Raw genomic sequence first — 15,088 nt, 5'->3', positions numbered from 1 at the left:
ATCCAACCTCATCGGTGTGGTCGTTCCTCCCCAGGTCCCACCCAAGGAATGCGGACGGGACGCCCCGCGGTCCCGTGGACAGGGGTCCACCTGCCGGCTCTCGAGGCCGAAGGTGGGCCCCTGTCGCCGCGTCCGGGCCGTGCCGGTCGACCGGTCCGTCCATGATCGTCCGCACCGGCTATCCTGGTCCGGTTGCCCGTGTCCAGCCGGGTTCCCCCGGAACCGGTCACGGCAACGACGCACGACCTCCTGCCACGGAAGGACCGTGGCCGCTTAGCCCACAGGAGGTGAGCACGTCTTGCGTCATTACGAAGTCATGGTGATCCTCGACCCCAGCCTCGAGGAGCGCACCGTCGCCCCGTCGCTCGACACGTACCTGAACGTGATCCGGACCGCGGGTGGCTCGGTGGAGAAGACCGACGTGTGGGGCCGCCGGCGCCTCGCGTACGAGATCAACAAGAAGGCCGAGGGCATCTACGCCGTCATCGACCTCCAGGCGACGCCGGAGGCCGTTGGCGAGCTGGACCGTCAGCTCCGACTCAACGAGTCGGTGCTGCGCACCAAGGTCATCCGTCCGGAGATGCGCTGAGCATCTAGTCCCGGCACGTCCGGATCAAGCCTCATCCACGCTGTCGTACGGCTCTGAGAGCCTGTACGGCACAAAGATGAGTGCGCGAGGAGATGGTCATGGCAGGAGACACCACCATCACGGTCATCGGCAACCTGACCGATGACCCCGAGTTGCGTTTCACCCCCTCCGGCGCGGCGGTCGCCAAGTTCCGGGTCGCTTCGACGCCCCGCTTCATGGACAAGGCCTCCGGCGAGTGGAAGGACGGCGAGCCGCTGTTCCTCTCGTGCACGGTCTGGCGCCAGGCCGCCGAGAACGTCGCCGAGTCGCTGCAGCGTGGCGCTCGGGTGATCGTGTCCGGCCGGCTGCGTCAGCGGTCGTACGAGACCCGTGAGGGTGAGAAGCGCACCGTCATCGAGCTGGAGGTCGACGAGATCGGCCCGTCGCTGCGCTACGCCACGGCGAAGGTGCAGAAGATGTCCCGCTCCGGTGGCGGTGGCGGCGGCTTCGGTGGTGGTGGCGGCCAGGGTGGCGGCGGAGGCAACTTCGACGACCCCTGGGCCTCTGCTGCCCCCGCCCCCTCCCGCGGTGGTTCGGGCGGAAACTTCGACGAGGAGCCTCCGTTCTAATGGCGCCGAGCGCCCGCGATCGCAAACCAGGAGCACGAGCAATGGCTAAGGCTGCGGCACTTCGCAAGCCGAAGAAGAAGGTGAACCCGCTCGACAAGGACGGGATCACCTACATCGACTACAAGGACACCGCGCTGCTGCGCAAGTTCATCTCCGACCGCGGCAAGATCCGCGCTCGGCGGGTGACCGGCGTGACCTCGCAGCAGCAGCGGCAGATCGCCCGTGCGGTCAAGAACGCCCGCGAGATGGCGCTCCTGCCGTACACGGCCACGGCCCGCTGAGAGGAGGCACGGACATGAAGATCATCCTCACTCAGGAGGTGTCCGGCCTCGGCTCTCCGGGCGACATCGTCGAGGTGAAGGACGGCTTCGGCCGTAACTACCTGCTGCCGCAGGGCTTCGCGATCGCCTGGACCAAGGGCGCGGAGAAGCAGGTCACGGTCATCAAGCGGGCCCGCTCGGCCCGCGAGATCCGCGACCTGGGCCACGCCACCGAGGTCAAGACCCAGATCGAGGGTCTGAAGGTCAACCTGAAGGCCCGCGCCGGCGACGGCGGCCGGCTCTTCGGCTCGGTCACCCCGGCCGAGATCGTCGACGCCGTCAAGGCCGCCGGCGGCCCGACCCTGGACCGCCGCCGGCTGGAGCTGCCCGGCCACATCAAGGCGCTCGGCTCCTACCCGGTCAGCATCCGGCTGCACCCCGAGGTGACCGCCAAGTTCGACCTGAACGTGGTCAAGGGCTGACACCCGTAGCACGACGCGAAGGGCCCGCACCGGACACCGGTGCGGGCCCTTCCGCATCTCCGTCACCACGGCCCCGGCCGCACCCCCGGGTCTCAGCCGAGGGGGTTGCCGGTCACCGCGCTGATCACCACGGTCGACAGACCACCGCCCACCACGGCAGCCGCCAGCGCCACCGTCGCCGCCCGCCAGGTCGTCCCGACCTGCCGTAGCAGCACCGCCACCACCAGGCTGCTCACCAACGCCAAACCGAACCGCGGCGCCGCCGACACCAGCGAATCCAGGGCATGCGTACGCGGCGAGTCGCAGCCGCCACCGGTGATGTCGGTGACGCAACCCTCCGGCGGCTGACCGCTCAGGAACAGCAGACCGACGAGTAGCAGCACGGCCGGGACCAGATAGCAGGCCACCGTGTAGACCAGAGGCCGCAGCGGACCGCCCGGATCCGGATCCAGCAGGTCGTCTTCCAGCCGCCGGCCCCACGAGCCGCCACCGATCGTCTCCACCCGCCGGCGCAGCGTCGACCCGGCCGGCGTCACCGGCCGACCGCGCGGCACGGCACGCGGACGCGGAGCCGAGTACGCCACCGCCGGTGACCTCGGCGCCGACGGCGGTGTCTCCATCCACCGCGGATCGTCCCCGGCCAGCCGGGTACCCGACCAGAACGCCTCGGCCCGCTCCGGTGACGCCCATCCCTCCCGCACCGGCGGAGCCGTGCGATCCCACGGATCGACCTCGTCGCGCACCGGCTCCAGATAACCGGTGTCGGTGAACCGGTCCCACTCGCCCGTGTGCTCCGTGCGGTCCCACCGGCGTTCCGCCTGCTCCCAGCGGCCACCGGGCGCCGACCGGCCCCAGGCGTGCACGCCCGAAGCGTCCCACGGGTCGACCGCAGGCGGCGGCTCCGGCGGCTCACGGTCGGCCGCCCGACGCCGCTGCCAGGGATCCGCCGCCGGCCGGGACTGCTCCGAACCCGACGGGGCCACCGACCGCGACCAGCCCGTCTCCGAAGCCGCCGAGGACGACCAGCCCGGCTCCGAAGCCGACCGGCCCGACGACGCCGACCGCGACCAGCCCGACTCCGACTCCGACGCCGGCCGCCGCAACTCCGGCACCGCCGACGCGGGCCAGTCGGCATCCGACGCGGCCGGACGGGACCGGTCCGAGCCCGCAACCGCCGAACGCGACCAGGCGGAGTCCGACGCCACCGGCGGCGGCCAGGAAGAACCCGACGCCGATCGACGCCGCCCGCCCGGCCGCCCGCTGTCCCGCGCGGCTTCCTCGTCGCCCGAGCCCGCCGAATCCGGCAGCCCGGACCAGATCACCTGCGGACGCCGGGTCGCCGCGCGACGGGGACGACTACGCGGCGACACCCCCGACACCGGCTCGTCGTCCGAGTCGGCACGCCTGTTCCCCACGTACCCCCGCTCCTGGGGGGCATCCATCGTCCACTCGGCGGTGTGGTCCGACAACGGACCCGCACCGATCGCCCGCGGCTCGGGCCGATCGCGCCGGCGGCGGCCCGCCTCCGTGCGCCGGCCACCCTCGGACGACGGCGTCTCGACCTCGATCTCGTCGTCGTCGGGCGCCGCGTGCCGCCCGCCACCGTCCGCGCGGCTCACCCCGGACTCCAGAGCCCAGCGGGGAAGGTAGGTGTCCACCGGCTCGTCCTGGCCGCGTTCGATCGCCCGCCGCCGACTCGGCGTGCGGTAGCTCTCCGGCGCGTACGAGTCGGCCCGGCGCGGCCCGGCGGGCTCGTCCCAGGAACCGCTCGGCCGTCGCTCGCGCGGGCTGTCCTCCCCGCTTCCCCAGTCCCGGTGTCTCACGGCCGGAGCGTGACCTCTCTCAACCCGAAAGTAAACCCGCTGTCCCAGGTGTCGCCGTTCGCAGCGATAGTACGGGACGAACGACGACAAAGCTCAGCCGGAAATCTTCCGTCCACAGGGTGGGGACAGTAAAAGCGCAGGTCAGAGGCGATACGCCCGGAATTCCCCATCACTTTTCCACACCCTGTGCACACCCTGCGCACATGCCGGTCCCCAGGCGTCCACAGGTTGTCCCGAGGCTCATCCACCGGCCTTGTTGAGTCGCTGACCTCGGGTTCCGTATCGTGGTCCCCCCGACCGCCGGGCGATGACCCCCGATCGACCGGAGGGGTCGGCGGAAGTTGTCACACCCCAGCGATAGAGCTGGACTCGATCCGACGCAGCAAGGGGGGCACCCGTGTCGGTCACCGACGAGGCGCGTACGGAACGGACCGGGGGGCAACCGTCGTCCGAGCCGCCGCCGCCGCGCGACGCGCCGTTCGAGAAGACACCACCGCAGGACGTGGCCGCCGAGCAGTGCGTACTCGGCGGCATGCTGCTGTCCAAGGACGCCATCGCGGACGTCGTGGAGATCCTGAAGACCAACGACTTCTACCGCCCCGTCCACGCCACCATCTTCGACGCGATCCTCGACATCTACGGACGCGGCGAACCCGCCGACCCGATCACCGTCGCCGCCGCGCTCGCCGACTCCGGCGACCTCGCCCGCATCGGCGGCGCGCCCTACCTGCACACGCTCATCGCCAGCGTGCCCACCGCCGCGAACGCCGCCTACTACGCCCGCATCGTCGGGGAACGGGCGGTGCTCCGCCGCCTGGTCGAGGCCGGCACCCGGATCGTGCAGCTCGGCTACGGCACCGGGCCGAGCGGCAGCCGCGACGTCGACGACATCGTCGACCTCGCCCAGCAGGCCGTCTACGAGATCACCGAGAAGCGCGTCAGCGAGGACTTCGCGGTCCTGGCCGACATGCTGCAGCCCACGCTCGACGAGATCGAGGCGGTCGGCGCCCAGGGCGGCGTGATGACCGGTGTGCCGACCGGCTTCACCGACCTGGACCGACTGCTCAACGGCCTGCACGCCGGCCAACTTATTATCGTGGCCGGCAGGCCTGGTTTGGGCAAATCAACCGCATCTATGGACTTTGCCCGAAATGCGGCAATCCGGGCCAACCAGGCGTCGGCGATCTTCTCGCTGGAAATGAGCAAGGTCGAGATCGTCATGCGACTGCTCTCGGCCGAGGCGCGCGTACCGCTGCACGTGCTCCGCAGCGGGCAGCTCTCCGACGACGACTGGACCAAGCTGGCCCGCTGCATGGGCGAGATCAGCGAGGCACCGCTCTTCGTCGACGACACACCAAGCATGAACCTGATGGAGATCCGGGCGAAGGCGCGGCGGCTCAAGCAGAAGCACGACCTGAAGCTGATCGTGGTCGACTATCTCCAGCTGATGACCTCACCGAAGCGCACCGAGAGCCGGCAGCAGGAGGTCGCGGACCTGTCCCGTGGCCTGAAGCTGCTGGCCAAGGAAGTCGAGTGCCCGGTGATCGCGGTGAGTCAGCTGAACCGTGGCCCGGAGCAACGCACCGACAAGCGCCCCCAATTGTCAGACTTGCGTGAATCTGGCTCGATTGAGCAGGATGCGGACGTTGTTATCCTTTTGCACCGCGACGACTACTACGACAAGGAGTCGCCGCGCGCGGGCGAGGCGGATTTTATTGTTGCCAAGCACAGGAATGGGCCGACCGACACGGTGACGGTTGCCGCCCAGTTGCACCTGTCGCGCTTCGTGGACATGGCGATCGTCTGAGCGGCGTCAGCCGAGCAGCGGGAACCAGCCGGCGGCCTCGCCCAGCTCCAGCCGGTCCCGGTCGGTCAGCGGCACCCGGCCGGCGGCCTTCAGCAGGTACTCGTGGTCGTCCCAGCCGGCCGGCCGTACCGCCTCGTCGCTGAGCAGCCCGTCCATGGTGGTCACCGCGACCCGCGTCGGGTCGGCCGCCGGCAGCGGCGCGTCCGGCAGGTCCACCACGAGGTCGAGGTGGTGGATGACCGCCTCGGTGGTCAGGGTGGCGAGCAGATGGGGTACGCGCAACACGTGACCCTGGGTGGTCACGTACCCGTCGGGGTCTATTGCGGTGGCCGCGCGGACGGCGGCGGGCGCGGTGTCGGACCAGAGCCGGACCACGCCGGTGGGCCGGTCGAAGGCGACGGCGGAGCGGCGTGCCCACCAGGCGTGCCGGGCGCTCGCGTCGTCGTCGCCGGGAGGGAACGCGCGCCAGTAGCTGACATCGTCCACGTCGGGCGGCCCGGGTGCGGGGCTGGCCAGGGCGACGAGCGCGCGCTGGGCGTCGCAGAGCACGTGGAAGAGCAGGTCGGCGACGAGCCAGCCGCGGCACCGGGTGGGGCGTTGCAGGGCGGCGTCGTCGAGCGGGGTGACCACGGCGGTGATGCCGTCGTACGCCTGGGCCAGCGCCTCGTGCTGCCGGATCGGGCTCATGCCGTGCAGCCTGCCACGGCGCGCCACGCCCGGCACGGTGAAGAAAGACGACGACGGGCACGCCGGGTCGATGCGGCGCACCGGCCCGGCGTGGGCGACGTCGGCGGTCAGTCGAACAGTTCGCCGAGGAAGCCGTGCTTCTTCTTCCGGCGGTAGTGGCCGTGGTAGCCGTAGTGCTGCTGACCGTGGCCGTACGCGGGCTGGGCGTAGCCGTGGCCGGGCGGCGGCGGAGGCGGGGGCGGGGGGACCGCGCCGTAGCCGGGCTGGTGCGGCGCGGCGGGCGGGGGCGGCGGAGGCGGCGGGTAACCGGCGCCGGACGGCGCGGGCTGGCGGGCGCCGCCGTGCTGCTGGTTCCAGTTGGCCTCGGCATCGAACAGCTTTTCCAGCTCGCCGCGGTCGAGGAAGATGCCCCGGCATTCGCCGCACTGGTCGATGACTACTCCGCTGCGCTCGTACTGGCGCATCTCTCCGCGGCACTTGGGACAGGTCATCTGCATGACAACGACGGTACCGGGTGTTTTCACGCAGCGGCGGTCAGCGCCTGCGTGACCTCGTCGTCGGTGACCTCGTGGAAGTCCTCGTAGTACGCGCCGACGGCGGCGAAGTCGGGCGGGAGTTGGCAGCTCACGACCGTGTCGGCTTCGGGCGCGAGCATCTCGTACGCCTGCTCGGAGCCGACCGGGACGGCGACGAGGACGCGGGCGGCGCCGAGGTGGCGGGCGACCTGGACGGCGGCGCGTGCGGTGGCGCCGGTGGCGAGTCCGTCGTCCACGACGACGGCGGTGCGTCCGGTCAGGTCCAGCGGCGGGCGGCCGCCGCGGTAGCGCTGTTCGCGGCGTTCCAGTTCGGCCTGTTCGCGGCGGCGGACCTGGGCGCGGTCGTTCTCGCTGATCCGGCCGGCGACCATCTCGTTGAGGATCTGCACGCCGCCGGGGCCGAGCGCGCCGTACGCGACCTCGGGCGCCCAGGGCACGCCGAGCTTGCGGACGACCAGCACGTCGAGGGGGGCGCCGAGCCGGTCGGCGATCACCCGGGCGACGGGTACGCCGCCGCGGACCAGGCCGAGCACTATGACGTCGGGTCGGCCGGCGAGGTCGGTCAGACGTTCGGCGAGTTGCCGTCCCGCCTCGGCCCGGTCGCGGTAGGTGGTCATCCCTCAGGTGTACGCCTTCCGGCCGCATCGCGCGGGGCGGTTGCCGGGAATGCCGTCGGGTCGCCTGGTCGGGTGAGCGCCAGCGCCGGGGCGAGCACGAGCAGCGCGATCGGGTAGAGCAGGTAGCCGAAGCGGGTGGAGGGCATGAGCAGGATCGCGGCGAGCAGCCCGTACCCGCAGATGATCGTGGTGGCGGCGGCGGTGCGCGGCGGGCGGCGCAGCAGCCGGACGGCGATGGCTCCTCCGGCGGCGACGAGCAGCGCGGCGGCGACCGCCCGGCCGGCCGGGAGCGTCTCGGCGATCAGGTGGCCGGGGAAGGGTGACTGGGCGGGGCTGGTGACCAGGCCGTGGCCGAGGGGGAAGCGCAGCACGTTCTCGACGAGGGCTTCGCGGTCGACGAGCAGCACCGGGACCAGCGCGAGGACTGGTAGGCCGAGGGCGCCGAGGGCGGTGCGGAGGGTGGCGCGGCGGGTGGCGGCCCAGAAGAGCAGCACGAGGGCGATCGGCCAGGCGAAGAGTTTCAGCGCGCCGGCGGCGCCGACGGCGAGACCGGCGCGGCCGGGTCGGCCGGTGGCGGCGAGTGCGAGGGCGAGCAGGCAGAGCGCGAGTACGGGCAGGTCGTCGCCGCCGGTGGCGAGGGTGAGCGCGCAGACGGGCAGGACGGTGGCGGCTTGGACGGCGCGCAGCACGGCGGCGTCGCGGCGGGGCGCGGCCGGGCCGCCGCTCGCGCGCAGTGTGGCGACGAGGGCGATCACTGTGAGCGCGGTGACGACGGCGAACCAGACGCGGGCGTCGGTCCACCAGGCGTCCACCGCGGCGCGGGGCAGCCCGAACAGGGCCATGCCGGGCTGGTAGGGGGTGTAGCCGAGGAGTTGTTCGCCGGGGGGCAGCGCGGCGATGGCGTCGGGACCGAGGTAGGGGGTGCCGTGCTCGGCGAGGCGGGCGCCGGCGTGTTCGACCACGATCACCTCCTCCTGGGCGCGGTCGGTACGCCCGCCGGCCCGTTCGAGGCTCTGCGTGACGATCGGCAGCAGCGCGGTGGTGGCCCAGGTGATTCCGGTGACCGTCCAGCGTGCGGGCAGCGCGGCCAGGGGTGTTCCGGGGGCGCGGCGGCGGGCGAGCAGTTGCGTGGTCGCGGCGAGGGTGGCGAGCGCGTACCCGATGGTGGCGACGGCGCCCCAGGCGCGGTGCGGCGGCAGTGTGGAGGTGGCGGCGGTGACCGCGGCGAAGACGGTGGCGGCGGCGTAGAGGCCCAGGTCGAGGGCGAGACCACCGGCTGCGGCGTCGAGTGCCGACCAGCGGCGGGAGACGGTGGTTGCGGGGTCGGCGTGGGCGGTCACGCGGGCCAGTCTGGCAGACCGGCGCGGTGGCCCGGCGGGGTCAGGGTTGCCGGGAGTCGCCGGCGGCGGACGGGTTGGGGCGGGTGCGGGCGCCGCCGGCGCGGCGTCCGGGGAGGCGGATCACGGCGCCCGCGTCGTGCAGTGCCGGGGCGAGCGCGCCGGTGCGGCCGCCGTGGCCGCGCTGGAGGCTGGCGAGCAGCGCGGCGGCGGGCAGTGGCCGGGCGAACAGGTGGCCCTGGCCGGCGGCGCAGCCGAGTTCCCAGAGGGCGCGGCGCTGGGGTTCGCTCTCCACGCCCTCGGCGACGACTGTGAGGTTGAGGCTGCGGCCGAGGTCGAGGGTGGAGCGGATGACGGCGGCGGCCTCGGGCGCGGTCTCCATGGCGGTGACGAAGCTGCGGTCGATCTTCAGTTCGTGTACGGGGATGCGGGAGAGCAGGGAGAGCGACGAATATCCGGTGCCGAAGTCGTCGAGCGCCAGGCGGACGCCGGAGTCGCGCAGGCGGCTGAGGACGCGGTCGACGACGTCGAGCTGGCTGAGCGTGAGCGTCTCGGTGAGTTCCAGCACGAGCCGGTCCGGCGGGAGGTCGTGGGCGCGCAGCCGGGCCAGGACCGCGCCGGGGAAGCGGGCGTCGAGCAGGCTGCGGGGTGACACGTTGACCGAGACGGGCAGGTCGAAGCCGGCGTCGCGCCAGGAGCCGGCGGCGATGAGCGCCTGGTCGAGGATCGCCTCGGCGAACGCGGGCAGCAGGCCGGAGCGTTCCACCGCTTCGAGGAAGCGCAGTGGGTCGATGAGCCCGTGGGTGGGGTGGTGCCAGCGGGCGAGGGCCTCCGCGCCGATCACCTCGCCGCCGGCGAGGTCGACGATGGGCTGGAAGTTGACTGTGAACTCGTGGTCGGCGACGGCGCGGGGCAGTTCCCCGCCGAGGGTGAGCCGGCTGAGGTCTGCGGTGTCGCGGGCGGGGGCGTAGGTGGCGAGTCGTTGGCCGGCGCGTTTGGCCTGGTACATGGCCACGTCGGCGCGGCGAAGCAGCTCGGGCATCCCGCCGGTGGCGGGGGCGACGGCGATGCCGCCGCTGGCTTCCACGCTGATCCGCATGCCGTCCACGTCGAGCGGGTCGTGCAGGGCGTTGAGCAGGGCCTCGGCGCGGTGGGAGGCGACGGCCGGGGCGGGCAGGCCGCGCAGCAGCACGGCGAACTCGTCCCCGCCGAGCCGGGCGACCAGGTCGTCGGGGCGGGCGGCGTCGCGCAGCCGCTCGGCGACCTGGATCAGCACCTGGTCACCGGCGCCGTGGCCGAGGGTGTCGTTCACTTCCTTGAAGTGGTTGAGGTCGATCAGCACCAGCGCGGTGACGCCGTCGGCGTGCCGGGTGGTGAGCTGGGCGCTGCCCTCGTCCAGCAGGTGGCGCCGGTTGGACAGGTCGGTGAGGGCGTCGTGGGTGGCGGCGTAGGCGTGGTCCTCGGCGATGCGGGCGAGTTCGGCGTACGCCTGGGCGTTGCGGACCGCGGTGCACAGGGCGGAGGCGAAGGTACGCAGGGTGTACTGCTCGCGCTCGGAGAGTTCGACCGGACCGGCGAACCGTAGCCGCAGCACGCCGAGGTCGTCGGTGCGGTTGTGGCCTTCCAGCGCGACCGGCATGACCCGGCCGTCGATGTCGCTGGGCTGGGGCGACGTTCCGTCGTACGCGATGCCTGCGGCGTTGCCGCGGACGGTGCGTCCGCCGTCGCGCAGTTCGATCTCGATCTCGTCGGCGGAGAAGAGTTCGCTGGCTTCGGTGACTGCGGTGGTCAGCACCTGGTCGAGGTCGACCACGTTGAGCGCGTCGGTGGCGCGGGCGAGTCGTTGCCACGCCTGCTGCTCGGTGCGGGTGCGGATCCGCGTGGAATAGGCCAGGTGGAGGCTGAGCACCAGTGCCGGCACGGCGAGCAGCAGCCGGGGATCGGCCCGCAGGATGAGTACGGTGCAGGCGGCCACCAGGAAGCGGACCGCGAAGCCGGCCACCCGCAGGTCGAGGTCGGTGCGGAACTGCCGCACGATGGGCGTGCCGGACGCGAGCGCGATGACCGGCATCGCCAGCAGGTCATCGAGCAGCGCCGCTACCAGGTAGACAATCGCCAGGGTGCCGATGAGGTTGCTCACCGATGGTGATGCGGCCGGCCAGTCCAGGGCCGAGGCCATGGCCACCGTGCCGCCGGCGATCAGCACGTTCTTCCCGATGCCGAAGGCCGACTTGATCGCCGGCAGGCGCAGGATGAACGAGGACAGGGCCACGCCCAGCACGGTGCTGGCGACGACCCAGGACGCTGGTGCGATCGCTACACCGATGACCACTGCCGTCTCCACCCATGCGATGGAGTGCGTGGTGGAGCGGATCCGAATGGACGCTTTGACGACCCCACCCAATGTGATCATGAAGATGAGGGTGGCGAAGGTGCCGATGTCCCGGACCGAATCGGGGAGTGTCCGGGGAAGTGACGCCATGGCGCCGATCACGACGCCTGACGAGAGAACGACGATGAGACCGACGAGCGTCAGTAGACGCCGATCGGTCCCAACATCGTGTCGTCCGGCGGTGTGACTCATTCAGCTCCCAGGGCTGAGAGGCTGACGTTCGTGCTGGTGTGGCCCAGCGTCGTGACGTCAGGAGCCTACCGCGAGGAGTTTCTCGGCGAGAAGTGCCGGATTTTCAGTGCCACTCGCTACCGCGCATCGCCGAACTCCTTTCCTGCTCTTTTCGAAGCCGTTGCGGCTGGGCAAAACCTCGAAAGAAGCTTAGGAGAGGAAAGCTCCCGGTTAGAAGACATAAATGTCGCTATGCGCAATATCAGTTAAGTCTGTGGCGATTAATGACGTTCTGTCCACGGTGGTTGTGCAGAACGGAGTCGGAGGTATCCCCCATGTGCCTGCCCGGTTGCGGATTGCAACCGCCGCCCGATCGGCACCCCTATCCGCTGTCAGCCTGATGACCTGTAGACCGGAATTCAACCGTCGGGCAGCGCGGGTTTCATGCCGAATCGGCTATCCCGGGCCTTGACCACGCCTTGGCCGGTCAGCGATGACCCGCGATCGGGACTAGCATTTCAAGTTGCGCAATGGAGTTCGCTGAATCCGAGGTCGAGCGGCGTGGAGATTCGGGTCTTAGGCGGCATGGCGGTCAGGACCGGGCGCGACTCCCTGCATCTCGGAACGCCGAAGCAACGACTTGTCTTCGGCATGTTGGCCGTTGATGCGGGCCGCCTCGTGACCCTCGACAGTTTGGTCGACGAGCTGTGGCCCGAATCGCCGCCGCGCTCGGCTGTGGCGAACGTCCGCACGTACGCGGCAAACCTCAGGCGGGCGTTCGCCAAAGCCGGCGGGGAAGCGGCGGTCGTCCGTCATCAGGGCGGTTACCAGCTCTCCGCCAGTCTGGAGGCCGTCGACCTGTTCGGGATGCAGCGGCAGTTCGCGCAGGGCCGCGCGTTGGCCGACACGAACCAGGGGGCCGCCGCGATCCGTGTGCTCGTGAATGCGCTTGGGCGTTGGCCGGGGCCTTTGCTGCACGGGCTGCCGCTGGGGCCCACGTTGACCGCACGACGCGAGGCGGTCGATGGGGAACACGAAGAGGCAGTGCTGCTGCTGGCAAGCTTGTACCTCAGTTCCGGACAGCCTGAGCGTGCCGTCGCGTTGCTCCGTCCCCATGCCGCGCGTCATCCCACAGGGGAGCGGCTCCAGGCGGTTTTCATGCAGGCTCTGCTCGCGTGTGCGGACGCAGCCGGGGCGGTCGCCGTCTATCGGGCAACTCGTGCAGCGCTGGCTGAGGAGATGGGCGTACGTCCTGGGCCGACGTTGGATGAGCTTCACCGAGTGGCGATCAAGGCTGCCCGACCACTTCCGAGCGCGGTTGACCGGCCGGGAGCATCGAGGCCGGTTACCCAACCTGCTAGATGGCTCCCTCTGCCGACGAGCGACTTCGTCGGCAGGGAGGACGTGCTGAACCGGTTGTCGAGGGAGATCAAGGAGCGATCCGGGCGAGCCGCTGCCGTCCAGGTGATCGATGGGATGGCGGGCTGCGGAAAGACCACTCTCGCGGTGCGGCTGGCGGAGATGTTGTGGGCCGAGTATCCCGACGGCCAGTTGTTCGTGGACCTACGAGGGCACGGGGAAGCTGCTCCCCTCGAACCGGCGGCGGTGCTGCTGACCCTGCTCCGACAGTTGGGCGTGCCACCAGGACGGGTACCGCCCGATCTCGAGGATCGGGTCGACCTCTGGCGCCGTGAGTTGGCGAAACGCAAGGTAGTACTGGTTCTGGACAACGCCGCGGGGATTGATCAGGTACTCCCGCTGCTGCCTCGAGGAGCGGGCACGGCAGTGCTGGTGACCTCCCGGTCACGGGTGCTCGCCACCGAGTTCGGCGTCCCGGAATCGCTCGGCGTGCTGAGCCGCGACGAGGCAATGAGTCTCCTTGCCTCCACGGCCGGGTCGGATCGGGTGCTCGCGGAGCCGGATGCGGCCGAGGAGGTGGTACGGCGCTGTGGTCATCTTCCTCTCGCCATCCGGCTTGCGGGAGCCCGACTGGCTCACCGTTCCACGTGGCTGGTGGCGGACCTGGCGACTCGCCTCGCTGACGAGCGTGGACGGATCGGTCAATTCGCCGTGGGTGACCAGACGCTGGCTGGCGCGTTCGCCACCTCCTACGAACCGCTTGACGATCAGAGCCGGCGGGTGTTCCGGATGCTCGCGCTCCACCCCGGTGACGATCTGAGCCAGCCGATGGCTGCAGCGCTGGCCGACCTGCCACTGCCCGAGACCATACGAATCCTCGAGGATCTGATCGATCGTCACCTGCTGGAGGAGACCGCGAGCGGGCGTTACCGCATGCACGACCTGATCCGCGAATACGCCGGCGAGATGTCACGGCTGGTCGACAAGCCGGAGGCGCTGCTGGAAGCCACGGACCGGCTCCTGAAGCTGTGTCTTCACGCCGCGCTGTCAGTGGCGGTCGTGCTCGAAGCGCGTCTCGGCGGGAAGCGACTGGCCGTCGAACCCACGTTCAGGTCAGATCTGCTCGCTGCCGTTGAACCGGACGTCGAGTGGCTGGAACGCGAACGGACCACCCTCACCGCACTAGTGGCATATGCGACAGAGGCCGGGCGGGACGAACTCGCTTGGCGACTGGCACGTGCACTCTGGCGCTTCTTCTACATTCGGACGTACTTCGACGACATGTTGTCGACCCATCGGTACGGCCTGCTTTCCGCCGAGCGGCTCGGGGACCGAGTGGCGGTTGCGCAGATGCAGAATTACCTCGCTTCGGCCTGCGTGCGGACCGGCGACTATCCCGAAGCGGCTCGGCTGGTGGAATCCGCCGTGGACATCTACCAGGCACTGGGTGATGTGCGCAGCGCGGCGCGATTCCGGGCCAATCTCGGCGTGGTCTACTGGTTGACGGGCAGGCTCGAAGCAGCGGTGCGTCTCGGCGCGCAGATGCGCCGAGACGTGTTGCTGTACGGCCACGACTGGATCGACCTGGTGCTGCCGAACCACGGCATCGCGCTGGCGGCCGTCGGTAGGTATGCCGAATCCCTGGAACTGCATCGACTCCACCTGTTCCTGGCTCGGCTCGAGGCCGACCAGTTCCAGCTTCTCAACGCTCTCGGGCACGTCGGCATCGTGCGGTCCAAGATGGGTGACCATCTGCCGGGCATCCGGATCATGCAGGCCTCGCTCCGGCTGCGGGACCGCACCGGCCACCGTTATGGAGAACCGGAACTTCGGGTGGAACTCGGCGTCGCGTTACGCGAACTGAACAGACTGGACGAGGCTCGGCACCAGCACGAAACAGCATTGCGGCTGGCTCTCGACAACGGCGAACGCCACGCGCAGTGTGCCGCTCTGAATGAGCTCGGCACGACGGCCGGGGCGCAAGGTGATCCGCTGGAAGCGATTCTGCTCCACGAGCAGGCATTGAAGTTGGCTACTCGTATCGCCCACCCACAAGAACAAGCCCGGGCCCTGGCCCGGCTCGGTGACCTCATGACGAGTAAGGACCGGGACGAAGCGCGCCGGCTGTGGCGGAGGGCACTGGCGATCTTCGAGCGGATCGGCGGGCCGGAACAGCAGCGCGTACGAACTTTGCTCTCCGACTGAGCGGTGGACCCGGCTTATCGATTTCTTATCGCGGCGTTCGTTAACGTCCCCGGCATCGGCCACGGGGTGGGTCCACCGCCAGATCGGACCCGGCCGAACGAGGCCCCCACCGCCAGTTCCCCCCAGCGAATCGGCGGTGGGTAGGTGAGGGAGGGGCGTCGTGGATCTGCACCCGACACGGCGCTCCTCCCCGCCGACGGCCGGGAGCACGCGCG

Annotated in this window: 12 protein-coding genes; 6 read left to right on the top strand and 6 right to left on the bottom strand. The window is 70.6% G+C overall.

What is annotated here, in order from left to right; genetic code table 11:
• Positions 1-298: 298 nt before the first annotated feature.
• The 4 genes from rpsF to rplI all read left to right on the top strand — a co-directional run bounded on the left by rpsF (position 299) and on the right by rplI (position 1,939).
• On the top strand, positions 299-589 hold the full coding sequence (gene rpsF, locus HA073_RS16295) for a 30S ribosomal protein S6 (protein ID WP_013289357.1): 291 nt from the start codon (positions 299-301) through the stop codon (positions 587-589).
• A gap of 80 nt (positions 590-669) precedes the next feature.
• Positions 670-1,197 carry a single-stranded DNA-binding protein gene (locus HA073_RS16290; RefSeq protein WP_018788497.1) on the top strand — a complete coding sequence of 176 codons (528 nt, stop codon included), beginning with the start codon at positions 670-672 and terminating at the stop codon, positions 1,195-1,197.
• A gap of 41 nt (positions 1,198-1,238) precedes the next feature.
• Positions 1,239-1,478: a 30S ribosomal protein S18 gene (rpsR, locus tag HA073_RS16285; RefSeq protein WP_007073789.1), complete on the top strand. Its 240-nt coding sequence runs from the start codon at positions 1,239-1,241 to the stop codon at positions 1,476-1,478.
• A 14-nt stretch (positions 1,479-1,492) separates the two neighbouring features.
• Positions 1,493-1,939, top strand: a complete 447-nt coding sequence (rplI, locus tag HA073_RS16280) for a 50S ribosomal protein L9 (protein WP_013289354.1) — start codon at positions 1,493-1,495, stop codon at positions 1,937-1,939.
• Between the two features lie 92 nt (positions 1,940-2,031).
• On the opposite strand, the gene HA073_RS16275 is transcribed toward rplI, so the two are convergent.
• Positions 2,032-3,762, bottom strand: coding sequence for a hypothetical protein (locus HA073_RS16275; protein ID WP_166456794.1), 1,731 nt, complete (start codon positions 3,760-3,762; stop codon positions 2,032-2,034).
• 397 nt (positions 3,763-4,159) lie between these two features.
• Here HA073_RS16275 and dnaB point away from each other — a divergent pair, with 397 nt between their 5' ends.
• Positions 4,160-5,569, top strand: coding sequence for a replicative DNA helicase (gene dnaB / locus HA073_RS16270; RefSeq protein WP_043327703.1), 1,410 nt, complete (start codon positions 4,160-4,162; stop codon positions 5,567-5,569).
• A gap of 6 nt (positions 5,570-5,575) precedes the next feature.
• Here the strand turns inward: dnaB and HA073_RS16265 are convergent, their stop codons facing one another.
• The 5 genes from HA073_RS16265 to HA073_RS16245 all read right to left on the bottom strand — a co-directional run bounded on the left by HA073_RS16265 (position 5,576) and on the right by HA073_RS16245 (position 11,228).
• Positions 5,576-6,256 (bottom strand): maleylpyruvate isomerase N-terminal domain-containing protein, encoded by a 681-nt coding sequence (locus HA073_RS16265; protein WP_043330810.1) that lies wholly within the window; start codon positions 6,254-6,256, stop codon positions 5,576-5,578.
• A gap of 107 nt (positions 6,257-6,363) precedes the next feature.
• Positions 6,364-6,753: a zf-TFIIB domain-containing protein gene (locus HA073_RS16260; protein ID WP_064448065.1), complete on the bottom strand. Its 390-nt coding sequence runs from the start codon at positions 6,751-6,753 to the stop codon at positions 6,364-6,366.
• A gap of 23 nt (positions 6,754-6,776) precedes the next feature.
• Positions 6,777-7,409, bottom strand: coding sequence for a phosphoribosyltransferase (locus tag HA073_RS16255; RefSeq protein ID WP_069089303.1), 633 nt, complete (start codon positions 7,407-7,409; stop codon positions 6,777-6,779).
• A complete protein-coding gene (locus HA073_RS16250) occupies positions 7,406-8,749 on the bottom strand; it encodes a glycosyltransferase 87 family protein (RefSeq protein ID WP_166456793.1) in 1,344 nt (447 codons plus the stop codon). Before HA073_RS16250 ends, HA073_RS16255 begins: the two co-directional genes overlap by 4 nt.
• A gap of 40 nt (positions 8,750-8,789) precedes the next feature.
• Positions 8,790-11,228 (bottom strand): putative bifunctional diguanylate cyclase/phosphodiesterase, encoded by a 2,439-nt coding sequence (locus tag HA073_RS16245; RefSeq protein ID WP_369799318.1) that lies wholly within the window; start codon positions 11,226-11,228, stop codon positions 8,790-8,792.
• Between the two features lie 642 nt (positions 11,229-11,870).
• On the opposite strand from HA073_RS16245, the gene HA073_RS16240 reads away from it, so the two are divergent.
• Positions 11,871-14,873 (top strand): tetratricopeptide repeat protein, encoded by a 3,003-nt coding sequence (locus tag HA073_RS16240; RefSeq protein WP_166456792.1) that lies wholly within the window; start codon positions 11,871-11,873, stop codon positions 14,871-14,873.
• The last annotated feature ends 215 nt before the right edge of the window (positions 14,874-15,088 follow it).

This window comes from Micromonospora sp. CMU55-4 (assembly GCF_011602315.1).
Classification (GTDB): Bacteria; Actinomycetota; Actinomycetes; order Mycobacteriales; family Micromonosporaceae; genus Micromonospora; species Micromonospora chalcea.
The sequence above is the reverse complement of the archived record's forward strand: the minus strand, read 5'-3'. Positions and strand labels throughout refer to the sequence as shown.